General features: G+C 69.5%; 19 protein-coding genes. 9 read left to right on the top strand and 10 right to left on the bottom strand.

What is annotated here, in order from left to right:
- Positions 1 to 72: 72 nt before the first annotated feature.
- Positions 73 to 1,335 carry an MFS transporter gene (locus tag IO33_RS0113900; RefSeq protein WP_031164362.1) on the top strand — a complete coding sequence of 421 codons (1,263 nt, stop codon included), beginning with the start codon at positions 73 to 75 and terminating at the stop codon, positions 1,333 to 1,335.
- Positions 1,336 to 1,455: 120 nt separating this feature from the next.
- Here the strand turns inward: IO33_RS0113900 and IO33_RS0113895 are convergent, their stop codons facing one another.
- Positions 1,456 to 2,898, bottom strand: coding sequence for a CCA tRNA nucleotidyltransferase (locus IO33_RS0113895; protein ID WP_031164360.1), 1,443 nt, complete (start codon positions 2,896 to 2,898; stop codon positions 1,456 to 1,458).
- A gap of 278 nt (positions 2,899 to 3,176) precedes the next feature.
- Between IO33_RS0113895 and IO33_RS0113890 the strand changes: the two genes are divergently transcribed.
- The 7 genes from IO33_RS0113890 (at position 3,177) to trxA (ending at position 13,025) form a co-directional block, all read left to right on the top strand.
- Entirely contained in the window at positions 3,177 to 5,558 is a 2,382-nt protein-coding gene (locus IO33_RS0113890; protein WP_031164358.1) for a DUF6049 family protein, read from the top strand.
- A gap of 45 nt (positions 5,559 to 5,603) precedes the next feature.
- A complete protein-coding gene (gene murJ, locus IO33_RS0113885) occupies positions 5,604 to 7,994 on the top strand; it encodes a murein biosynthesis integral membrane protein MurJ (protein ID WP_031164356.1) in 2,391 nt (796 codons plus the stop codon).
- Positions 7,995 to 8,112: 118 nt separating this feature from the next.
- A complete protein-coding gene (locus IO33_RS0113880) occupies positions 8,113 to 9,831 on the top strand; it encodes a protein kinase family protein (protein ID WP_031164354.1) in 1,719 nt (572 codons plus the stop codon).
- Between the two features lie 26 nt (positions 9,832 to 9,857).
- Entirely contained in the window at positions 9,858 to 10,583 is a 726-nt protein-coding gene (sigM, locus tag IO33_RS0113875) for an RNA polymerase sigma factor SigM (protein WP_031164351.1), read from the top strand.
- Positions 10,580 to 11,521: an anti-sigma factor family protein gene (locus tag IO33_RS0113870; RefSeq protein ID WP_031164349.1), complete on the top strand. Its 942-nt coding sequence runs from the start codon at positions 10,580 to 10,582 to the stop codon at positions 11,519 to 11,521. The genes sigM and IO33_RS0113870 overlap by 4 nt, the downstream gene beginning before the upstream one ends.
- Positions 11,522 to 11,674: 153 nt before the next feature.
- Complete coding sequence (trxB, locus tag IO33_RS0113865; protein WP_031164347.1) at positions 11,675 to 12,646, top strand: thioredoxin-disulfide reductase; 972 nt, start codon at positions 11,675 to 11,677, stop codon at positions 12,644 to 12,646.
- Positions 12,647 to 12,695: 49 nt separating this feature from the next.
- Positions 12,696 to 13,025, top strand: a complete 330-nt coding sequence (trxA, locus tag IO33_RS0113860; protein ID WP_031164345.1) for a thioredoxin — start codon at positions 12,696 to 12,698, stop codon at positions 13,023 to 13,025.
- A gap of 52 nt (positions 13,026 to 13,077) precedes the next feature.
- On the opposite strand, the gene IO33_RS0113855 is transcribed toward trxA, so the two are convergent.
- The 9 genes from IO33_RS0113855 to rpmH form a co-directional block, all read right to left on the bottom strand.
- The gene (locus tag IO33_RS0113855) at positions 13,078 to 13,695 is read right to left on the bottom strand and encodes a GNAT family N-acetyltransferase (protein ID WP_031164343.1); all 618 of its coding nucleotides are present in this window, start codon (positions 13,693 to 13,695) and stop codon (positions 13,078 to 13,080) included.
- 333 nt (positions 13,696 to 14,028) lie between these two features.
- Positions 14,029 to 15,129 (bottom strand): ParB/RepB/Spo0J family partition protein, encoded by a 1,101-nt coding sequence (locus IO33_RS0113850; RefSeq protein WP_031164342.1) that lies wholly within the window; start codon positions 15,127 to 15,129, stop codon positions 14,029 to 14,031.
- Positions 15,126 to 16,199 (bottom strand): ParA family protein, encoded by a 1,074-nt coding sequence (locus IO33_RS0113845; protein WP_078963636.1) that lies wholly within the window; start codon positions 16,197 to 16,199, stop codon positions 15,126 to 15,128. Before IO33_RS0113845 ends, IO33_RS0113850 begins: the two co-directional genes overlap by 4 nt.
- Positions 16,200 to 16,539: 340 nt before the next feature.
- Positions 16,540 to 17,256 carry a 16S rRNA (guanine(527)-N(7))-methyltransferase RsmG gene (gene rsmG / locus IO33_RS0113840; RefSeq protein WP_031164338.1) on the bottom strand — a complete coding sequence of 239 codons (717 nt, stop codon included), beginning with the start codon at positions 17,254 to 17,256 and terminating at the stop codon, positions 16,540 to 16,542.
- Positions 17,257 to 17,373: 117 nt separating this feature from the next.
- Complete coding sequence (locus IO33_RS0113835; protein WP_031164336.1) at positions 17,374 to 17,886, bottom strand: Jag family protein; 513 nt, start codon at positions 17,884 to 17,886, stop codon at positions 17,374 to 17,376.
- Positions 17,887 to 17,901: 15 nt separating this feature from the next.
- Positions 17,902 to 19,197: a membrane protein insertase YidC gene (gene yidC, locus IO33_RS0113830; protein ID WP_031164334.1), complete on the bottom strand. Its 1,296-nt coding sequence runs from the start codon at positions 19,195 to 19,197 to the stop codon at positions 17,902 to 17,904.
- Positions 19,198 to 19,200: 3 nt separating this feature from the next.
- On the bottom strand, positions 19,201 to 19,575 hold the full coding sequence (gene yidD, locus IO33_RS0113825) for a membrane protein insertion efficiency factor YidD (RefSeq protein ID WP_031164332.1): 375 nt from the start codon (positions 19,573 to 19,575) through the stop codon (positions 19,201 to 19,203).
- Complete coding sequence (gene rnpA / locus IO33_RS47255; RefSeq protein WP_078963609.1) at positions 19,572 to 19,943, bottom strand: ribonuclease P protein component; 372 nt, start codon at positions 19,941 to 19,943, stop codon at positions 19,572 to 19,574. The genes yidD and rnpA overlap by 4 nt, the downstream gene beginning before the upstream one ends.
- Before the next feature lie 21 nt (positions 19,944 to 19,964).
- On the bottom strand, positions 19,965 to 20,102 hold the full coding sequence (gene rpmH / locus IO33_RS47250; RefSeq protein ID WP_006348049.1) for a 50S ribosomal protein L34: 138 nt from the start codon (positions 20,100 to 20,102) through the stop codon (positions 19,965 to 19,967).
- Positions 20,103 to 20,497: 395 nt separating this feature from the next.
- Between rpmH and dnaA the strand changes: the two genes are divergently transcribed.
- Positions 20,498 to 22,471, top strand: coding sequence for a chromosomal replication initiator protein DnaA (gene dnaA / locus IO33_RS0113815; protein ID WP_031164328.1), 1,974 nt, complete (start codon positions 20,498 to 20,500; stop codon positions 22,469 to 22,471).
- The last annotated feature ends 345 nt before the right edge of the window (positions 22,472 to 22,816 follow it).

Raw genomic sequence — 22,816 nt, 5'->3', positions numbered from 1 at the left:
CTCCTGCCAGGGCTGTGAAGGTCCCCGGGTTCACGGACCTGGGGACCTTCCGCATGTGTGAGGCTGTGCCCCATGCCCGTCGTCCGTGACCTGCGCGTCCTGTTGCGCCTGCGGTACTTCCGACGCCTGCTGTACATCCGCCTCCTGTCCCAGGGCGCCGACGGCGTCTACCAGGTCGCGCTCGCCGCGTACGTCGTCTTCTCCCCGGAGAAGCAGACCTCGGCCACCGCCATCGCCTCCGCGATGGCGGTCCTGCTGCTCCCCTATTCACTGGTCGGCCCGTTCGCCGGCGTCCTGCTGGACCGCTGGAGGCGCCGACAGGTCTTCGTGTACGGCAATCTCCTGCGCGCCCTGCTGGCCGCGCTCACCGCCGTGCTGATGATCGGCCGTGTACCGGACTGGCTGTTCTACGCCTCAGCGCTGTGCATCACGGCCGTCAACCGCTTCGTCCTCGCCGGACTGTCCGCGTCCCTGCCCCGAGTGGTGGACACCGAGCGTCTGGTGCTCGCCAATTCCCTGTCCCCGACGGCCGGAACACTCGCCGCGACCGCGGGCGGCGGTCTGGCCTTCGCCGTACGGCTCGTGGCCTCGGGCTCCGACGCCGCGGTGGTACTCCTCGGCGCTTTCCTCTACCTGTGCGCCGGCCTCACCGCTCTCACCATGGCGCCCGCGCTCCTCGGCCCCGACCGGCAGCCGAAACGGCCGCGTATGGCCACCGCCCTCGCCGACACGGCACGCGACCTCATCGCGGCTGTCCGCCATCTGACCGCACCGCAGCGCAGGGAGGCCGCTTGGGCACTGGCCGCGATGACCCTGATGCGCTTCTGCTACGGCGCGCTGCTCGTCCTTCTGCTGATGCTGTGCCGCTACGCCCTCTCCACGACGCCCGAGGAGGGACTCCGGCTGCTCGGGCTCGCCCTGGCGCTCTCCGGGGCGGGATTCTTCGCGGCGGCCGTGGTGACGCCGTGGGCGGCGGGACACCTCGGTCCACGACGCTGGATCGCGGTGTGCGCCGGTGCCGCCGCCGTCCTGGAGCCCGCCCTCGGCCTCCCCTTCGCCGCTGGGCCCCTCCTGATCGCCGCCTTCGTTCTGGGCCTGATCACCCAGGGCGCCAAGATCGCCACGGACACCGTCGTCCAGTCCTGCGTCGACGACGCATTCCGCGGGCGAATCTTCTCCGTGTACGACGTGCTCTTCAACGTGGCCTTCGTGGGCGCGGCCGGAGTGGCGGCTCTGATGCTGCCGCCGGACGGTCGCTCGACACTTCTGGTGGCCCTGGTCGCCGTGCTCTACGGCGGGGTCGCGGTGGCCTTGGCGCGCTTCGGGCGCCGCTGAGCCGGAGGTCCGGGAAACGGCGAGGGGCGGTGTTTCACGTGAAACACCGCCCCTTTCGGTTGCTCGACGTCCGGGCGGGCTGTTTCACGTGAAACATCGCCGAGCCCAGCCGATCAGAGATCAGCTCTGCTCGGCCCACCAGTCCTTGAGGGCCGTCACAGCCGCGTCGTACTCCATCGGACCGTTCTCCAGACGCAGCTCCAGCAGGTGCTTGTACGCCTTGCCGATGACAGGGCCGGGACCGACACCCAGGATCTCCATGATCTGGTTGCCGTCGAGATCCGGGCGGATGGCGTCCAGCTCCTCCTGCTCCTGCAGCTGGGCGATGCGCTCCTCCAGGCCGTCGTAGGCCCGGGACAGCGCGGCTGCCTTCCGCTTGTTGCGGGTGGTGCAGTCCGAGCGGGTCAGCTTGTGCAGGCGGTCCAGCAGCGGGCCCGCATCACGGACGTAACGCCGCACCGCCGAGTCCGTCCACTCTCCGGTGCCGTAGCCGTGGAAACGCAGATGAAGTTCGACCAGCCGGGAGACGTCCTTCACCAGCTCGTTGGAGTACTTCAAGGCGAGCATGCGCTTCTTGGTCATCTTCGCGCCGACCACCTCGTGGTGGTGGAACGAGACCCGGCCGTCCTTCTCGAAGCGGCGCGTGCGCGGTTTGCCGATGTCGTGCAGCAGTGCGGCCAGCCGGAGGGTGAGATCGGGACCGTCCTGCTCCAGGGCGATCGCCTGCTCCAGGACGATCAGTGTGTGGTCGTAGACGTCCTTGTGCCGGTGGTGCTCGTCCCGCTCCAGGCGCAGCGCCGGCAGCTCCGGCAGCACATGGGCCGCCAGCCCCGTGTCCACGAGCAGGGACAGTCCCTTGCGCGGGTACGCGGAGAGGATCAGCTTGTTCAGCTCGTCCCGGACCCGCTCGGCGGAGACGATCTCAAGACGTCCGGCCATCTCGGTCATCGCGGTGACGACCTCGGGGGCGACCGTGAAGTCCAGCTGGGCGGCGAACCGCGCGGCCCGCATCATCCGCAGGGGATCGTCCGAGAAGGACTCCTCCGGTGTACCCGGCGTCCGCAGCACCCGGACCGCGAGATCCTCCAGGCCGCCGTGCGGGTCGATGAACTCCTTCTCGGGCAGCGCGACGGCCATCGCGTTGACCGTGAAGTCCCGGCGAACCAGATCCTCCTCGATGGAGTCGCCGTACGACACCTCGGGCTTGCGCGAGGTGCGGTCGTAGGCCTCCGACCGGTAGGTGGTGACCTCGATCTGGTAGCCACCCTTGTGCGCGCCGACGGTGCCGAAGGCGATGCCGACCTCCCAGACCGCGTCCGCCCAGGGACGGACGATCTTCAGTACGTCCTCGGGGCGGGCGTCGGTCGTGAAGTCCAGGTCGTTGCCGAGCCTGCCGAGCAGCGCATCGCGCACCGACCCGCCGACCAGGGCGAGCGAGAAGCCGGCCTCCTGGAATCGGCGGGCGAGATCGTCGGCGACGGGCGCCACCCGCAGCAGCTCGGCGACCGCGCGCTGCTGCGCCTGGCTCAGGGCGGAGGGAGTGTCTTCGTTGGGGTTCGGCACAACAGAAGAGGGTACGTGCCCCGGCGACCAGGGGCGCCCTCCATTTCCTCCCGGGACAGCTCCGACAGGGGCTGCGATCGGCTCCCGGCATACCCACCGCAAGCACGGCTCTCGCGACGTTCGGGAGCTCTGCCCTCGATACTGGATATAGGGGACGGGCCACGGGAGTTCTTCGATCTTGTGAAGGAGACCGCGGCACTTCCCCTCAGCGCGCATCGTTACCATGCGTGGACGCACATTCCGACGACCACTGACGACGACGAGGGACGGGCGAGCGCGTGGCCGAGGCGGCAGACTTCCAGGGGACCAGTGCCTCACCTGCCCGCCGGTGGCTGCGGCGCACCGGCGCGCTGCTCGCGGGGGCGCCCCTGCTGGCCGGGCTGCTGCAGCTGCCCGCCGCGGCGCCCGCCCAGGCCGCCTCCTCCGACACCGTGTCCGTCTCCTTGGACGCGCTCACCCCGAACGCCCCCACGGACGGGGACACGCTGACCGTGTCGGGCACGGTGACCAACAACGGCAAGCAGACGGTCACCGGCGCCCACGTGGGCCTGCGGGTGGGACCCCTGCTGAACACCCGCTCGGCGATCGACGCCGTCGCCCAGCACCCCGACGAGGTGCAAGGCGGCAGCGGCTCCGAGGTCGGCGGCAAGTACGAGGAGAAGTTCGCCAAGCTGTCCCCAGGTGTCGCGGAGCACTTCAGCATCTCGGTCCCCGTGAACAAGCTCGACCTCGGCGACGACGGTGTCTACGAGTTCGGTGTCCTGCTCTCCGGCCAGACCGCCGCGCAGCCCTGGGACAAGGTGCTCGGCGCCCAGCGGACGTTCCTGCCGTGGCAGCCGTCCGAGGCCGGCACCAAGACCAGGACGACGTTCCTGTGGCCGCTGCTCTCGACAGTCCATATGACGGCCAAGACGGGCGCCGGCGAGCTGCAGACGCCTGTGTTCCTCAACGACGACCTGGCCAAGGAGCTGGCGCCCGGCGGCCGGCTGGCCCAGATGGTGAACCTGGGCAAGGACCTCGACGTCACCTGGGTGATCGACCCGGATCTGCTGGCCTCGGTGGACGCCATGGCGACCGGAAACTACCGGCTGCCGGGCGACGGGGACACCACCACGCCCGGCCCGCGCGATCACCAGGCGATCGCCAAGCAGTGGCTGGCGAACCTGCAGAAGGCGGTGGCGGGCAAGGAGGTCGTCGCGCTCCCCTTCGGTGATCCGGACCTGGCGTCCCTCGCGCACAACGGCACCAGCGTCACCGGCTCGCTCAGCCACCTCAAGGACGCCACCGACGTCGCCGCCATCACCGTGAACACCGTGCTCCACGTCACGCCGAGCACCGACTTCGCCTGGCCGGTGGAGGGTGCCGTGGACCCGGCGATCATGAAGGTCGCGACGTCCGCCGGGGCCGACCGCGTGCTCGCCCGCAGCGACAGCCTCCGGGAGACGGCCGGGCTGTCGTACACGCCTTCCGCCGCCCGCCCGGTCGGCGGTGGCACCACCGCGGTGGTCGCCGACGCCCGGCTGTCCACGGCCTTCGAGGGGGATCTGACGAAGGCGGATTCCGCCACCCTCGCCGTGCAGGCGTTCCTGGCCCAGAGCCTCGAGCTGAACGCGCAGACGGACAAGCAGCGCAGCATCGTCGTCACCCCGCAGCGCATGCCCACAGCGAGCCAGGCCCAGGCGATGGCGGCGGCGCTCAAGGCACTCCAGGGCGGGAACTGGTCCCAGTCCCAGGACCTCGGCACGGCGGCCAAGGACAAGCCCGACGCGAATGCCACCACGCGCATCCCGTCGGAATCCGCCTACCCCTCTTCGCTGCGCTCGCGGGAGCTGCCGCGGGCGGCCTTCGAGCAGGTCGCGCGCACCCAGGACAAGCTCGACAGCTTCCAGGTGATCCTCTCCCACCAGTCCCGCGTCGTGACCCCTTTCGGGCGGGCCATAAACCGTGAGATGGCCACGTCGTGGCAGGGCAGGGCCGCGGAGGCGGAGAGCTTCCGGAACGGCGTCGAGGGCTGGCTCGACCACCTGAGCGACCAGGTCAAGCTGATCCAGAAGTCGGAGACCAAGCTCTCCGGCCGCAGCGCCACCATCCCCGTGACCGTCCAGAACAACCTGGTGCAGCCCGTCGGGCATCTGGTCCTGCGTCTCACCTCGAACATGCCGACCCGCTTGAAGATCGGCGGGAAGGCCTACTCCGAGCAGCGGGTGGAGATCTCCGGCGGGCACAGCCAGTCCGTGAAGTTCACCACCTCGGCCAATGCGAACGGCCGCGTCACGGTGGTCGCCCAGCTGTACACCGAGGACGGCGTGAAGTACGGCGACGCCGTCAGCTTCGACGTGAAGGTCACCGAGATCACGCCCACCGTGATGCTGGTCATCGGCGGCGGTGTGCTCCTCCTCGTCCTCGCCGGCTTCCGGATGTACACCCAGCGCAAGCGCGCCGCGGCCCGCCAGGCGGAGGAGGACGGCCCCAGCACGGCGGAGGAGCCCGCCGACGACCCCGGGAACCCCGACGCGCCGGCGGATCGTCTCCCGCAGAAGCCGGAGGAATCCGGGTCCTTGGGCGGGGCAGACGACCCGGAGCACCCGAGTGACCCTGCGCCGGACACCGCACCGGAAAGCACCGACCCGTCCGGGACGGGTGAGAGAGTGGACCGTTGAGCGATGTCGTGGCCGGTGAGCCAGGGACGATGAGGTGGGGTAAGCATGAACGCGCCGTATGACGGTGATCGCGGCCAGGCCGCGGCCGGCTCGGGCTACCCCGGGACGCCGCCCGAGCCGGGTCAGGTACCCCCGCAGCAAGCGGCGGACATGTACCTCCAGGACGCCTACGACCAGGACCCCTTCCGGGCGCACGACCTGGCTGCCCAGGACCCGGTCGCCGAGGCGCTCTACGACCGCGCCGCCCACCCGCCGCCCCCGCCGGGCAGCTATGACCAGCAGCAGCCGCTGTACGGCCCGCCCGCCCAGTCGCCGTACGCGCCCGACCCGCGGGTATGGGCGCAGACGCCGGCGCCGGAGCCGGACCGTGCGGCCCCGCACATGCCCTACGGCGACGATCCGCGCACGACCCAGTTCGTGGGCGTCGACGACCTGGTCACCCACTCGGGCGAGGAGTACCACGAGCCGGACGCCTTCGCGCACCTCTTCAAGGACCAGCAGCACAGCGGCGGCGGACAGGCGCCCACGGGCCCCCCGGGCTTCTCCGCACCGGTCACCGCTCCGGGCGCCGGGTACGGCCCCGTCGGCCCGCAGCCGGCAGCGCACGGCCAGGGCGCCCAGCAGGGCAACCCCTACCCCGAGGCGTCCTACCCGGCCGCCCCGGTGAACCCCGCGCAGCCGCCCGTACCCGCCCCGGCCCAGGCCCCCGGCCCCGCCGGTCCGCACCAGGACGCGGCACCCGTGGCGGCAGCGGCTCCCCTGGCTTCCACGGCCACCGCGGCTCCCGCCGCGGCCGCGAAGAAGGGCGGCAAGGCCGCCGGGCTGCTGAAGTCCAGTGCCGTGATGGCGGCGGGCACGATGGTCTCCCGCCTCACCGGTTTCGTCCGCTCGGCACTGATCGTCTCGGCGCTCGGCCTCGGCTTCCTCGGAGACTCCTTCCAGGTCGCCTACCAGCTGCCGACGATGATCTACATCCTCACCGTCGGCGGTGGCCTCAACTCCGTCTTCGTACCGCAGCTGGTACGGGCGATGAAGGAGGACGACGACGGTGGCGAGGCCTTCGCCAACCGTCTGCTGACCCTGGTGATGGTGGCCCTGGCCGCGCTGACCGGTCTGGCGATGTTCGCGGCACCGCTGCTGGTGCGCATGCTGTCCAACCCGGTCGCCACCAACCCCGCGGCCAACGACGTGGCGGTCACCTTCACCCGCTACTTCCTGCCCTCGATCTTCTTCATGGGCATCCATGTGGTGATGGGCCAGATCCTCAACGCGCGCGGGAAGTTCGGCGCGATGATGTGGACGCCGGTCCTGAACAACATCGTCATCATCGTGACGCTCGGCATGTTCATCTGGGTCTACGGCTCCGCCGCGAACTCCCACATGACGGTCACGAACATCCCGGCGGAGGGACAGCGCCTGCTCGGCGTCGGGGTGCTGCTGGGCCTGGTCGTCCAGGCCCTGGCGATGATCCCCTACCTGCGCGAGACGGGCTTCCGGATCCGGCTGCGGTTCGACTGGAGGGGCCACGGCCTGGGCAAGGCCGCGATGCTCGCCAAGTGGACGGTCCTGTTCGTGCTCGCCAACCAGGCCGGCGCCATGATCGTCACCCAGCTGTCCACGGCGGCCGGCAAGGACGCCGGCGTCGCCGGCACCGGTTTCGCCGCCTACGCCAACGCACAGCTGATCTGGGGCCTGCCGCAGGCCATCATCACGGTGTCGCTGATGGCCGCTCTGCTGCCGCGCATCTCGCGCTCGGCCGCCGAGGGTGACGGCGGCGCGGTGCGCGACGACATCTCCCAGGGCCTGCGGACCACGGCTGTCGCCATCGTCCCGATCGCCTTCGGGTTCCTCGCGCTCGGCATCCCGATGTGCACGCTGATCTTCGGTTCCTCGGGCACCGGCGAGGCCACCAACATGGGCTACATGCTGATGGCCTTCGGCCTCGGCCTGATCCCGTACTCGGTGCAGTACGTCGTCCTGCGCGCGTTCTACGCGTACGAGGACACCCGCACCCCCTTCTACAACACCGTCATCGTCGCCGTGGTGAACGCGGGCGCGTCGGCGCTCTGCTACTTCCTGCTGCCGCCCCGCTGGGCGGTCGCCGGCATGGCCGCCGCATACGGCCTCGCCTACGCGATCGGTGTGGGCGTCGCCTGGCGACGGCTGCGCAAGCGGCTGGGTGGCGATCTGGACGGTGCCCGGGTGCTGCGGACGTACGCGCGTCTGTGCATCGCCTCCGTGCCTGCGGCCCTGCTCAGCGGCGCGGCCTGCTACGGCATCGGGCACACTCTCGGGCAGGGTGTCATCGGGTCCTTCGCCGCGCTGATCGCCGGCGGTGCCGTCCTGCTCGGCGTCTTCTTCGTCGCCGCACGCCGGATGCGGATCGAGGAACTGAACTCGCTCGTGGGCATGGTCCGCGGACGTCTGGGCCGCTGAGGCGGGGGTAGGTGCACAACCATCGTCCGCCGCCGTGTGTCGTGCATAGCGGCAGACTGTGGGCACAATTGGTTTCGGCGTCGGACAGCGTGCAACGGATGGGGAGGCAGGGACGACGGTGGCGGAACGGAGCACGGCTGCCGTCGACGTGGCAGACAACAGCGGTGAGCAGCCGCTGACCGCCAAGGCGGACCAGTCCACGGCCGACGGGGTGGCCAAGAACCCGGAGCGGGACACGGACAGCGACGAGGCACAGGGGGGCGGCGGGACCGAGGGCCCCGGAAAGAAGGCGTCGCCTCCCGAACTGCACAGCGGTCACAAGCTCGCCAGACGCTACCGGTTGGAGGAGTGCGTCACCCGTCTGGACGGATTCAGCAGTTGGCGTGCGGTCGACGAGAAACTCCGTCGTGCCGTCGGCGTGCACGTACTTCCCGCGGACCACGCGCGGGCCCGTTCCGTCCTGGCGGCCTCCCGTTCGTCGGCGCTGCTCGGCGACCCGCGCTTCGTCCAGGTCCTGGACGCCGTCGAGGAGAACGACCTCGTCTACGTCGTGCACGAGTGGCTGCCCGACGCCACCGAGCTGACCACGCTCCTCACGACCGGCCCGTTGGAGCCGCACGACGCCTACCAGATGGTCAGTCAGGTCGCCTCCGCCATGGCCGCCGCGCATCGCGAGGGCCTCGCCCATCTGCGGCTGAACCCGAACGCCGTGCTGCGCGCCTCCACCGGCCAGTGGCGTATCCGGGGCCTCGCCGTGAACGCCGCGCTGCGCGGCGTCAGCTCCGACACCCCGCAGCGCACGGACACCGAGGCGATCGGAGCCCTGCTGTACGCCGCGCTGACCCAGCGCTGGCCGTACGAGAGCGATGCGTACGGTCTGTCTGGCCTCCCCAAGGGCGTGGGCCTGATCGCACCGGACCAGGTGCGGGCCGGTATCCACCGGGGCCTGTCGGAACTGGCCATGCGCGCACTCGCCAACGACGGGGCCACCGCCTCCCGCCACGAGTCTCCGTGCACCACGCCGGAAGAGCTGGTGAAGGCGATCGGCGAGATGCCGCGCATCCGCCCGCCGGAGCCGGCGTTCACGGCCCCGCCCGAGTACCAGCGCACGACCTACCAGCAGGGCACCTACGGCCGCCCGGCGCCCCTGGGCGCCACCCAGCCGATCGCGCCCCCGCCGCCCCCGCTGCAGAGCCGCACCGGCAAGGCCCTGAAGTGGGCCGTGTCGGCCCTCCTCATCGCCGCCCTCGGCCTGGGCAGCTGGCAGCTGGCGGACGCCCTGATGGACCAGAGCGGCAAGTCCGACGACACCAAGAAGAACCAGACGACGGACGACGGTGACAAGGGCGCCACGAAGCCGAAGCCGCAACCCATAAAGATCCAGAACAGCCAGGAGTTCGCCGCCGAAGGCCCCACGCAGAACGCCGGCGCCGAACCCAAGACCTACGACGGCAACCCGTCGACGTACTGGAAGACCAAGAGCTTCGACCAGGGTCCGGCGTTCGCGCCGTACAAGCCGGGCGTCGGCATCGTGTACGACCTCGGCTCGGCGAAGAAGCTCAGCACCGCCACCCTCGACCTGCGCTACGACGGCGACCACACGACGGTCGAGCTGTACGCTGCGGACTCGCTGGCGCCGGCGTCGCTGGATTCCTTGACGAAGATCGGCACCGCCACGACCAGGGGCACCACCGCTACGGTGAACGTCACCAAGTCGGTCAAGACGCAGTACGTTCTCGTCTGGCTGACGGCCGTGCCGAACTCGGGGTACGACTCCACCCTGTACGCCAGCGCCGGCTGGAAGCAGGCAATCGGCGAAGTGAAGTTCACGGGCTGACGTCTCACCCGGACCGGAGGGGGCAGATGGCGGAGGGCGCCGGATACGACGGAGTGAGCGACAAGGAGCTGCTCGCCCGCCATGTGAAAGGTGATCCCGACGCCTTCGGTGAGATCGTTCGGCGGCACCGGGATCGACTCTGGGCGGTCGCTCTGCGCACGCTGGGGGAGCGCGAGGAGGCCGCCGACGCGGTCCAGGACGCCCTGGTGTCGGCCTACCGGGCCGCCCATACCTTCCGGGGCCAGTCGGCTGTCACGACGTGGTTGCACCGGATCACGGTGAACGCCTGCCTGGACCGCGCCCGCAAGGCGGCTTCACGAAAGACCTCACCGGTCGACGACACCGAGCGGCTGGAGCACCTGCTGGAGCCGCACGAGTCGGCCTCGGCTCCGGCCGAGCGCAGCGATGTGCAGCGCCAGCTTTTCGAAGCGCTCGGCACCCTCCCGCACGACCAGCGGGCCGCCCTGGTCCTCGTGGACATGCAGGGCTATCCCGTGGCCGAGGCCGCCCGCATCCTCGATGTGCCGACGGGCACCGTGAAGAGCCGGTGCGCTCGGGGGAGAGCACGGCTGCTGCCGCTGCTCGCTCATCTACGGCCCGAGGGTTTCGCAAGCGGAAAAGAACCCGGCGCGGGACGGAACCGGGTGGAGGGGACATCCGTCCCACCTGCAACGGGGTCTGCGCGCCAGAGCCCCGACGACGCGGGACCGAGCGATTCAGCCGTAGTGAAGGGCGGAGGTGGGCGAGCGTGACTTCCACGACAGACACGACCGGGCACCCGGACGTCGCGGAGATCTCGGACCTCACCGAGGGCCTTCTCCCCCTGGACCGCAGCGCAGAAGTGCGGCGTCATCTGGAGGCCTGTGAGCTGTGCGCGGACGTGCATGCCTCGCTGGAGGAGATCCGGGGACTCCTGGGATCGGTATCGGAAGCGGAGCGCATGCCGGCCGACGTGGCTGGTCGGATCGATGCCGCTCTCGCCGCCGAAGCACTGCTCAGCGCCTCCGCTCCGGGCCCGATCAACGCCCGGGTCACCCGGGGGACCGGACCGGGCCACGAGAGCGGCGGGGACGTCGAGGGTCATGTTTCACGTGAAACATCGATCCCCTCGGACCGGCCCGCGGGTCGCCCGCAAGCTGCGACCGGCCCGGGACGCAAGGGACGTACGCGAGGCCGGCGCCGCACCCGCGTGGTCCTCGGGGCTGTTCTCACCGCGGCCGTCCTAGGAGCCGGCTCGCTGGTTCTGGGGTCGCTCGGCGATCACTCAACCGGCAACCCCACCGCCCACGGAAAGCCGACGCCTTCCGTCGAGTCCTTCTCCGGTGCGAGTGTCCAGAGCCAGGTGAAGGATCTGCTGGCCACCAAGAAGTCACAGCAGGGTTCCGAGAGCGGGCATCCTCGTCCAGGCCTCAAGTCCGGGCAGAACACGCCCGACTCGACCCAGAGTGCGAACACCCTCCTCCAGACGGACGTCGCCGTCCCGGACTGCGTCCGGGCCGCGCTCCACCGGAGCGACGACGTCCTGGGCGCCAAGACCGGAACGTACGAGGGGAAGTCCGCCTATCTCGTCGTGGTACCCGACCCCGACGGTGCCCACGTCACGGCCTACATCGTCGATCAGGCCTGTATCCGGCAACAGCCCGGCACCGCCGGCAAGGTACTGCTGAAGCACTCCTTCCCCCGCTCCTGAGTCTGCTGGACCGTTCCGTCCGTTGCCCCGACGCATGCGTGTGCCCCGACACAGCGGGAATGCGCGCCCCGTAGGATCCGTTGGGTGGGGTGAGAGCTCCGAAAGGCGCTCCCACCGGTCGACTGACGCAGACCAGAGACGAGGAAACAAGCCGTGAGCGACGTCCGTAACGTGATCATCATCGGCTCCGGGCCCGCAGGCTACACGGCGGCGCTCTACACCGCGCGTGCATCGCTGAAGCCTCTGGTGTTCGAGGGCGCCGTCACCGCCGGTGGCGCGTTGATGAACACCACCGAGGTCGAGAACTTCCCGGGCTTCCGCGACGGCATCATGGGCCCCGACCTCATGGACAACATGAGGGCCCAGGCCGAGCGCTTCGGTGCCGAGCTGGTCCCGGACGACATCGTCTCGGTCGACCTGAGCGGTGAGATCAAGACCGTCACCGACACCGCCGGCACGGTCCACCAGGCGAAGGCCGTCATCGTCACCACCGGCTCCCAGCACCGCAAGCTGGGCCTGCCGAACGAGGACGCCCTCTCCGGGCGCGGTGTCTCCTGGTGTGCGACCTGTGACGGGTTCTTCTTCAAGGACCAGGACATCGCCGTGATCGGCGGTGGCGACACCGCGATGGAGGAGGCCACCTTCCTCTCGCGTTTCGCCAAGTCCGTGACGATCGTCCACCGCCGGGACACCCTGCGCGCCTCCAAGGCGATGCAGGAGCGCGCCTTCGGCGACCCGAAGATCAAGTTCGTGTGGGACAGCGAGGTCGCCGAGATCCAGGGCGAGCAGAAGCTCTCCGGCCTGAAGCTGCGCAACGTCAAGACCGGCGAGCTGTCGGAGCTGCCCGTGACCGGTCTGTTCATCGCGATCGGCCACGACCCGCGTACCGAGCTGTTCAAGGGCCAGCTGGACCTGGACGAGGAGGGCTACCTGAAGGTCGCCTCTCCGTCCACCCGCACCAATGTGACCGGTGTCTTCGCCGCCGGTGACGTGGTCGACCACACCTACCGTCAGGCGATCACCGCGGCCGGCACCGGCTGCTCCGCCGCTCTCGACGCCGAGCGCTTCCTCTCCGCCCTCGCGGACGAGGACAAGGCGGAGCCCGAGAAGAGCGCGGCCGTCTGACCTTCCCCTCCCCCTGCCCCCACCGCACGATCAAGTGAAGGAGCCCGCCGTGGCCGACCTGAAGAACGTGACCGACGACACCTTCGAGCAGGACGTCCTCAAGAACGACAAGCCCGTCCTGGTGGACTTCTGGGCCGCCTGGTGCGGTCCGTGCCGCCAGATCGCCCCGTCCCTGGAGGCGATCGCCACCGAGTACGGTGACAAGATCGAGGTCGTCAAGCTGAACATCGACGAGAACCCGGGTACGGCCGCCAAGTACGGCGTCATGTCCATCCCGACGCTGAACGTCTACCAGGCTGGCGAGGTCGCCAAGACGATCGTCGGCGCGAAGCCGAAGGCCGCGATCGTGCGCGACCTCGAAGAGTTCATCGCCGAGTGACGTTTCACGTGAAACACGAATGGGCCAACCCGATCGGGTTGGCCCATTCGCTTTAGAGCGGTCGCAGCGCCGGCTCCTTCTGCACCGCTCCGAGAAGCCTGTCGAGCGCCATCTCCACGTCTTCCTTCCAGGAGAGCGTCGAGCGCAGTTCCAGACGCAGCCGGGGGTATGCGGGGTGCTGTCGCACCGTCTTGAAACCCACAGCCAGAAGATGGTCCGCCGGCAGCAGACAGGCGGGTTCCTTCCAGCGGGCGTCACCGAAGGCCTCGATGGCCTTGAAGCCTCGGCGCAGCAGATCCTTGGCCACCGTCTGCACCAGCACCCGGCCCAGCCCCTGCCCCTGATAGCCGGGCATGACGAACGCCGTGATCAGCTGTACGGCGTCCGGCGAGACGGGACTCGTGGGGAAGGCCGTCGAGCGCGGGACATAAGCAGGAGGGGCGTAGAGCACGAACCCCACCGGCACGTCGTCGACGTACACCACGCGGCCGCACGACCCCCAGTCCAGCAGGACAGCGGAGATCCAGGCCTCCTTCTCCAGCGCGGAGGTGCCCGCCTTTATCGCCGCTTCACCGCTGACGGGGTCCAGCTCCCAGAAGACACACGAGCGACAGCGGGAGGGAAGGTCCTGAAGGTTGTCCAGCGTGAGCGGCACGAGCCGACGCCCCATGAAGGCTGTTCCTCGCTTCCTTCGCCCGCCGCATCACGAGCGGCTGTCAGAGCGCTCCGTTCCTTGAGCAGGCTGCCGACGAATCCGCCGACCGCTCCAAGGCCCAGGCCCGCGCTCACCAGTCCGGTGCGGCTCATCGATCGCATGGCCCCTGTCTCCCCACTCAGAGATGCAGATGCTGCCCCCGTGGATGTGCCATACCCGATCGCATCGTATCCACGATGTGATTCGCTCGATACCGCCTCAAAGCAAAGAGCGAGCCGTGTTCCGGTACAGACCGGACACGACCCGCTCCCTGTACGACCGAGTCAGGCTGGACCGCCTGGCTTCCGATCAGTCGTCCTGTTCTTCCGTCTCGTTCTCCTGCAGCTCCTGCTGCAACACCGGCCGCTCGCCCGGTGCGAGGGTGCTCAGGATCCGCTGCAGATCGTCCACGGAGGCGAACTCGACAGTAATCTTGCCCTTCTTCTGACCGAGGTCGACCTTCACCCGGGTCTCGAACCGGTCCGACAGGCGGGTCGCCAGCTCGTTCAGTGCCGGGGACAGCCGGGAGCCGGCACGCGGGCCCTTGGGGCGCTGGGGCTTCTGGGGCCGCGAGCCCATGAGGGTCACGATCTCCTCGACGGCTCGCACGGACAGCCCCTCGGCCACGATCCGGTGGGCAAGCCGATCCTGCTCCTCGGGGTCTGTCACGGAGAGCAGGGCCCTGGCATGACCGGCGGAGAGGACTCCGGCGGCGACCCGCTTCTGGACCGTCGGCGAGAGCTTCAGCAGACGCAGGGTGTTGGAGACCTGGGGTCGGGAGCGCCCGATCCGGTCGGCCAGCTGGTCGTGCGTGCAGTTGAAGTCCTTCAGCAGCTGGTCATAGGCAGCCGCCTCCTCCAGCGGGTTCAGCTGTGCGCGGTGCAGGTTCTCCAGCAGCGCGTCCAGGAGGAGCTTCTCGTCCTCGGTGGCTCGGACGATCGCCGGAATGGCCTCCAGGCCGGCCTCGCGGCAGGCACGCCAGCGGCGCTCACCCATGATCAGCTCATAGCGAGCGGGCCCCAGCTGCCGTACGACGACGGGCTGCAGGAGACCGACCTCCTTGATGGAGGTGACCAGCTCGTGGAGCGCGTCCTCGTCGAAGATGTCACGCGGCTGGCGGGGGTTGGGCGAGATCGCATCGAGAGGGATCTCGGCGAAGTGCGCGCCCACCGGAGGGGCCGGCGTCTCGGTGACCGGGCTCGCCGGGGGCGCCTCGGTTTCATGTGAAACAGGCGGCAGCGTGGCCACCTTTGCCGCGGCCACCCCGCGGTCGGTCGTCAGGACCGGAACCGCTGCCGGGGAAGTGGAGGCTCCGCCTCCCAGCGCGCCCGGTGCCGGGTTCTTCTCCGTCGGGGCTGCGGGGATCAGTGCGCCGAGCCCTCGGCCCAGCCCCCTCCGTCGCTCGCTCACTGGATCCCCTCCACCATGCTCGGGTCGTTCTGGGCGCCGACGTGGGCCTGGCTCGCGTCGTAGCTGACGCCAACGCCCTTCAGCGCGATTTCTCGGGCCGCCTCAAGATACGAGAGGGCACCGCTCGATCCAGGATCGTAAGTCAGCACCGTCTGCCCGTAACTCGGCGCCTCGGAGATACGGACCGAGCGGGGAATGCTCGTCCGCAGCACCTCGTCGCCGAAGTGGGTGCGCACCTCTTCCGCGACCTGGGAGGCGAGACGCGTCCGGCCGTCGTACATGGTGAGCAGGATGGTCGACACATGCAGCGTGGGGTTGAGGTGCCCCCGCACCAGGTCGACATTGCGCAGCAGCTGGCCCAGACCCTCAAGTGCGTAGTACTCGCACTGGATCGGGATGAGGACCTCCTGGCCTGCCACCAACGCGTTGACCGTCAACAGACCGAGCGAAGGCGGGCAGTCGATGAGGACGTAGTCCAGCGGCTGTTCGTACGCCTGGATCGCGCGCTGCAGCCGGCTCTCCCGGGCTACCAGGGAGACCAACTCGATCTCGGCACCCGCCAGATCGATGGTGGCCGGAGCGCAGAAGAGGCCCTCCACGTCGGGGACCGGCTGGACGACCTCGGCGAGCGGCTTGCTCTCCACCAACACGTCGTAGATCGAAGGAACGTCCGCGTGGTGGTCGATCCCCAGGGCGGTGGACGCGTTGCCCTGCGGGTCGAGGTCGATCACCAGGACACGACCGCCGTGCAGAGCCAGCGAAGCGGCAAGGTTGACCGTTGTCGTCGTCTTGCCCACGCCGCCCTTCTGGTTGGCGACCACGATGACTCGGGTCTGCTCCGGTCGCGGCAGACCTTCGCCGGCGCGGCCGAGAGCCTCTACCGCCAGTTGGGCCGCACGACCGATGGGAGTGTCGTCCATCGGAGGCGGTGTTTCACGTGAAACATCCGCCCCCATCGACTCGGTACGGGGACCGGGGACCGGATCGGTCATCGGTCCCGCGATGTTGGCGTCGGACCGCAAGGATTCACTCTCCTCGACTTCAGGCTCGCAATGAACAGAGCCTCCCATGTCTTCGGGGTCGTGAACCAGTGAGGCCTGGTGTTCTGTGGAGAAATCCACCTCTGTGGACAACTCCGTGCCTCTGGGGAGGGGCGGAACGCCCCGGGAGACAGACTCCTCCTCCAGGGAACCGAGGGGCTTGCGGTCGCGAGGTTCGGCCGCAGCCCGGCCGCGACTGATGATGCCGTGCAGCAGTGAGCGACGTTTCACGTGAAACACGATGCACAGCGGCGACGACCGATTCTTCGCGACACTCCGGCCTGCGTAGGTTTGGCAGCTTGTGTGGAGTACGTTTCGTCGTCAGGACGGGTCAGGGGCGCCCACGCTTGTCCACACGGGCGCCCCCGTATCAGCGGCGCCGACGGACGCGGCCGGCACGGGCCGCCTTCGCCCGCTTCGCCGCGAACCGCACACCGCCGGGGCTCTCACCGACCTCGACCCGGACGACCGTGGACAGCGGGTCCACCACTCCCTCGCCCACATGCAGGATGGATGTCTCCACCGCGCCGAGCTTGCTGAGTGCCGTGGCCGCGGCCTTCAGCTCCTCCTCGGCGGTGTCCCCCTTGAGCGCGAGCATCTCGCCGTAGGGACGCAGCAGCGGGATGCCCCAGGTGGCCAGACGGTCCAGCGGGGCGACGGCACGGGCGGTCACCACATGGACCGGTGGCAACTTCCCCAGCACCTCCTCGGCGCGACCCCGCACCACCGTGACGTGGTTCAGGCCGAGCAGCTCCACGACCTCGGTGAGGAAGTTGGTGCGTCGCAGTAGCGGCTCCAGCAGGGTGATGTTCAGGTCCTCCCGGACCAGGGCCAGCGGGATGCCGGGCAGTCCGGCGCCGGAGCCGACATCGCAGACCGTCACTCCCTCGGGAACGGCCTCGGAGAGCACCGCGCAGTTCAGCAGATGCCGCTCCCACAGGCGGGGCACTTCCCGCGGGCCGATCAGGCCGCGCTGCACGCCCGCCTCGGCGAGCAGCTCCGCGTAGCGGACCGCATCGGCGAAGCGATCACCAAACACTTCCCGCGCCTGTTCGGGCGCGGGGGGAAGCTCCGCTGCCTCCGTCACGGGGACCGTCCTTCCGTACAGCGCCGGCGCTTCGCGCACCGGCCACCAGAACTACCAGGCTGACAAAGTTCGGCCCCGTCTGCTCAACAGACGGGGCCGGTGGAACGTGGGGGCCGATCAGGCGGGCAGCACGACGACGAACCGCTGCGGCTCCTCGCCCTCGGACTCGCTGCGCAGCCCCGCGGCCTTGACCGCGTCATGCACGACCTTGCGCTCGAACGGGGACATCGGCTTGAGCTTCACGGGCTCACCAGTGCTCTTGACCTCGGCGGCGGCCTTCGCACCGATCTCGGAGAGCTCGGCCCGCTTCTTCGCCCGGTAACCCGCGATGTCCAGCATCAGCCGACTGCGGTCGCCGGTCTCCCGGTGCACCGCCAGGCGCGTCAGCTCCTGCAGCGCCTCCAGCACCTCGCCGTCCCGGCCGACCAGCTTCTGCAGATCACGGCCGCCGGTGTCGCTGATGATCGACACGGAGGCGCGGTCGGCCTCGACGTCCATGTCGATGTCGCCGTCGAGGTCGGCGATGTCCAGCAGACCCTCCAGGTAGTCCGCCGCGATCTCACCCTCCTGCTCCAGGCGGGTGAGGGTGTCTGCACCCTCGGCAGCGGCGGAGGTGGTGCCTTCCGTCACGGGATGGGCTCCTTCTTACTTCTTGGACGGGGACTTGGGCCGCTGCGGGCCACCCTTGCGCTGGCCGGACTGGGCCTTGCTGCGGGTGCCGGAGCCGGGCTTCGAGGCCTGCTGGGCAGCGGCGGGCTTGGCGTCCTCGGGCTCGTCGGACTTCTCCAGCGAGGTGGACGAGGTGGTCCCGCCCGCCTGCTTGGGCGCACCGGACTGGCGCTGCGACTTGGACTGGCGCTTGGGCTGCTGGCGCCGCGCCGCGGCGCCGGCAGCGGTGCCGGCCTCAGAGGTGGTCTCCCCACCGTCCGCGGTCTGCGCCTCGGCCTGGGCCACACTCTTCAGCACACTGCCGTCGGCCTGGGCGGCGAGACCGGCCTTGTTCAGGGCGTTGATGAACTTGCGCTCGAACTCGTTACGGTCGCGGCCCTTGGCGACGATCGCCTTGACGATGGTCTTCTCGCTCCGGCGGCGGACCTTGCCGTGGTGCGTGACGTGCTTGGTCAGGCGCTCCAGGTAGGCGGCCTGGGCCTTGGAACCCGGAGTCGGGTTGTTGCGGATGACGTACATCTGCTGGCCCATGGTCCACACGTTGGTGGTCAGCCAGTAGACGAGAACACCGACCGGGAAGTTGATACCGAAGACGGCGAACATGACCGGGAAGACGTACATCAGCATCTTCTGCTGCTGCATGAACGGCGTCTTGACCGTCGTGTCGACGTTCTTCGTCATCAGCTGGCGCTGCGTGTAGAACTGCGAGAACGACATCAGGACGATCATGACCGCGGTCACGACCCGGACGTCGGTCAGCGAGGCGCCCAGCGCCGCGACCTTGTCCGAGCTGTCCATGAACTTCGCGGCCAGCGGAGCGCCGAAGATGTGCGCCTTACGGGCGCTGGCGAGCAGCGGCTCGTTGATGACGCCGATGGTCTTGCCCGTCGCGATGCCGTTGAGCACGTGATACAGGGCGAAGAAGAACGGGGACTGCGCCAGGATGGGAAGGCACGAGGAGAGCGGGTTGGTGCCCGTCTCCTTGTACAGCTTCATCATCTCTTCGGACTGACGCTGCCGGTCGTTCTTGTAGCGCTCCTGGATCTTCTTCATCTCCGGCTGGAGCGTCTGCATCGCGCGCGTCGACTTGATCTGCTTCACGAAGAGCGGGATCAGGCAGATGCGGATCAGGATCACCAGGGACACGATGGACAGGCCCCAGGCCCATCCGGTGTTAGGGCCGAAGATCGCGCCGTACACCTTGTGGAACTGGACGATGACCCAGGAGACGGGCCAGGTGATGAAACTGAAGAGGCTGGCAATCGTGTCCACTAATCATGCTCCTTGGGCATGGGACGAGGTCTCTGCGGCCGGGCTCGGAGGAAGCTCGGAAGGAGACTTTTCAAGCTTCACTTCGGTGGCCGGTTCGGCGGCGGAGGGCCCGCCCTTGCGTGCGCGCCAAGCGTTGCGCAGCATTTCGTGCCACCGCGGACGCTTGCGCGGCGGAACATGGTCCACACCGCCCAGCGACCACGGATTGCACCGGAGGATGCGCCAGGCGGTGAGTGCCGTTCCCTTGACCGCACCGTGCCGGTCGATGGCCGTGTAGCCATAGTGGGAGCACGACGGGTAGTACTTGCACACCGGCCCCAGCAGTGGACTGATCGTCCACTGGTACAGCTTGATCAGAGCCAGCAGCGGGTACTTCATCGCGCGCCCCTTCCCAGCAGCCGCTGAAGGGCGGCATCCAGGTCTCGGGCCAGCTGTGCGTGGTCTGCGTCGCCCGATCCCGGCAGCGCTCGTACGACTACCAGGCTACCGGGGGGAAAGAGGGCGACTCGGTCACGCATCAGATGGCGCAGTCTGCGCTTCACTTTGTTGCGCACGACCGCGCCACCCACGGCCTTGCTCACGACGAAACCCGCACGCGTCGGGGGAGCGCTCTCCCCAGGCGCGTGCGGGTCCGTGGCACCGCTACGAAGGTGGACGACGAGGCTCGGGCGTCCTGCCCGGCGTCCTCGTCGGACCGCGGTCGCGAAGTCCTCGCGCCGCCTCAGCCGGTTCTCGGTGGGCAGCACGATGTCATGACCTGATCGGGATCAGGCGGACAGGCTGGCGCGACCCTTGCTACGGCGGGACGCGAGAATCGCGCGGCCGGCACGGGTACGCATCCGGAGGCGGAAGCCGTGGGTCTTCGCGCGACGACGGTTGTTCGGCTGGAAGGTGCGCTTGCTCACTCGGGGGCTCCAGAAAGAATCGGTAGTGGCGGGGTGCCGTCTTGGCTGTCACCGTGCGCCCACGAGTAGCTCGCTTCACGCCCGAGTGCACCGCTTCCCGATCACCTGACGTGACCTGTGCCCATCGGAGGCAGGCGGCAGCAGCCATCGACAACTCGACCTGGTTACGGTACGCGGGGCTACGCCATCCGGTCAAACCGAGGGTCACGGAGAGACACTATCCACAGGCTGGGGACAACAACTTGAACCGCACCCGCCGCGCTGACTACCGTGGCTGGACTCCGATTCGTTCTTTTGTCCCCCGCCCCGGCGGGTTTGACCCACCGACCACCCGATCTACCCCCCGACCCGTCCCGTGATCACACGTTCGTGGGACCTGTGAGAGAGCGTGCCCTGTGGCTGACGTACCTGCCGATCTTGCCGCAGTGTGGCCACGCGTACTGGAGCAGCTCCTCGGCGAAGGCCGCGGGCAGGGTGTCGAGGTGAAGGACGAGCACTGGATCCGGCGCTGCCAGCCGCTCGCGCTGGTCGCGGACACCGCTCTGCTCGCCGTACCGAACGAATTCGCGAAGGGCGTACTGGAGGGCCGTCTCGCGCCGATCGTCAGCGAGACGCTGAGCCGCGAGTGCGGCCGCCCCATCCGCATCGCGATCACCGTGGACGACTCCGCGGGCGAGCCGCCCGCCCCCGCCGCACCGGTGCAGCAGACGCCGCCCAAGCCGCGCTACGAGGAGCCGGAGCTGCCGTCCGCGCCGTACGAGGGCTACGGCCGCCACCGCGCCGCCGAGCAGCCGCCGGCCGAGCAGCAGCCCCGCGCCGACCATCCCCCCGCCGGCCGCGGCGACCAGCTCCCCGTCGTGCGCCCGGCGTATCCCTCCGAGTACCAGCGCCGCGAACCCGGCGCCTGGCCGCGCCCCCCGCAGGACGAGTACAGCTGGCAGCAGCCGCGGCTCGGCTTCCCCGAGCGCGACCCGTACGCCTCGCCGTCGTCCCAGGACCCCTACGGCTCCGGCCCGGACACCTACGGCCCGCCGTCTTCGGACTACCGCTCGCCGGGCAGGGACCGGCCGTCGTACGAGCAGCAGCGTGGCGAGTACGACAGCCCGCGCGCGGACTACGACCCCGCGCGCCCCGACTATGACTCCGCGCGCCCCGAGTACGAGCCGTCACGCGCCGAGTACGACCAGCGCGACCCCGTCCGCCGTGAGCTGCCCGAGCAGCCGCCGGCCGGCGGCCCGGCACACCGCGGCGGCCCCGGCCGCCCGGACCTGCCCGCGACCGGTGCTCCCGGTCCGCTGGCCGCACAGCCGGCACCGGCGAGCGGTCCCGGCGAGCCGACCGCGCGGCTGAACCCGAAGTACCTCTTCGACACGTTCGTCATCGGCGCCTCCAACCGGTTCGCGCACGCTGCCGCGGTCGCCGTCGCCGAGGCTCCGGCGAAGGCCTACAACCCCCTGTTCATCTACGGGGAGTCGGGACTCGGCAAGACGCACCTCCTGCACGCGATCGGGCACTACGCGCGGAGCCTCTACCCGGGCACGCGCGTGCGGTACGTCAGCTCGGAGGAGTTCACCAACGAGTTCATCAACTCCATCCGCGACGGCAAGGGCGACAGCTTCCGCAAGCGCTACCGCGAGATGGACATCCTGCTCGTCGACGACATCCAGTTCCTCGCGGACAAGGAGTCGACGCAGGAGGAGTTCTTCCACACCTTCAACACGCTCCACAACGCCAACAAGCAGATCGTGCTCTCCTCCGACCGGCCGCCCAAGCAGCTGGTCACGCTGGAGGACCGGCTGCGGAACCGTTTCGAGTGGGGTCTGATCACCGACGTCCAGCCGCCCGAGCTGGAGACGCGCATCGCGATTCTGCGCAAGAAGGCGGTGCAGGAGCAGCTGAACGCCCCGCCGGAGGTGCTGGAGTTCATCGCGTCCCGGATCTCGCGGAACATCCGTGAGCTGGAGGGCGCGCTGATCCGGGTGACGGCGTTCGCCTCGCTCAACCGGCAGCCGGTCGACCTCGGCCTGACCGAGATCGTCCTGAAGGACCTGATCCCCGGCGGCGAGGACAGCGCTCCCGAGATCACGGCCACGGCGATCATGGGAGCGACCGCGGACTACTTCGGGCTGACCGTGGAGGACCTGTGCGGCACCTCGCGCGGGCGGGCGCTGGTCACCGCGCGGCAGATCGCCATGTACCTGTGCCGTGAGCTCACGGATCTGTCGCTGCCGAAGATCGGGGCGCAGTTCGGTGGGCGGGACCACACGACCGTGATGCACGCCGACCGCAAGATCCGGGCGCTGATGGCGGAGCGGCGGTCGATCTACAACCAGGTGACCGAGCTGACCAACCGGATCAAGAACGGCTGACGTGCAGCTGCCGTACGGCTGACGCCGGTCCTGCGCCGGTGCCGAAGGGCGCCCTGGGATACCGCATCCCGGGGCGCCCTTCGGCATGGCCACCCGTGTCCCGATGAGCCTCCGCGGCTACGACCGCCGCTGCCGTGCGGACGTCGCCCAGCGCCCTCGGTTCCGCCCCAGCGCCCCAGGCCTCGGCCCAGCGCCCCAGCACCCTCGGTCCAGCGCCCCAGCACCCTCGCCCGAGCGCACCACCGCCACGCCGCACCGCCCTCCGCACCCCCTCCGCACCGCCTTCCGCACCATGAGCGAGGGGCTCGCGGGCGGTGAGGGCGTTCCTCGTCCGCCACCGGGTGT

The sequence above is a fragment of the Streptomyces durhamensis genome (assembly GCF_000725475.1).
Lineage (GTDB): Bacteria > Actinomycetota > Actinomycetes > Streptomycetales > Streptomycetaceae > Streptomyces > Streptomyces filipinensis.
Note: the sequence above shows the minus strand (reverse complement) of the source record. Positions and strands in the feature narration are given on the sequence as shown.

Coding starts and splice junctions, on each gene's coding strand:
- yidD (WP_031164332.1), bottom strand. CDS start 19,575: ATGAAGTACCCGCTGCTGGCTCTGATCAAGCTGTACCAGTGGACGATC.
- IO33_RS0113900 (WP_031164362.1), top strand. CDS start 73: ATGCCCGTCGTCCGTGACCTGCGCGTCCTGTTGCGCCTGCGGTACTTC.
- sigM (WP_031164351.1), top strand. CDS start 9,858: ATGGCGGAGGGCGCCGGATACGACGGAGTGAGCGACAAGGAGCTGCTC.
- IO33_RS0113845 (WP_078963636.1), bottom strand. CDS start 16,199: ATGGGAGGCTCTGTTCATTGCGAGCCTGAAGTCGAGGAGAGTGAATCC.
- IO33_RS0113855 (WP_031164343.1), bottom strand. CDS start 13,695: ATGGGGCGTCGGCTCGTGCCGCTCACGCTGGACAACCTTCAGGACCTT.
- murJ (WP_031164356.1), top strand. CDS start 5,604: ATGAACGCGCCGTATGACGGTGATCGCGGCCAGGCCGCGGCCGGCTCG.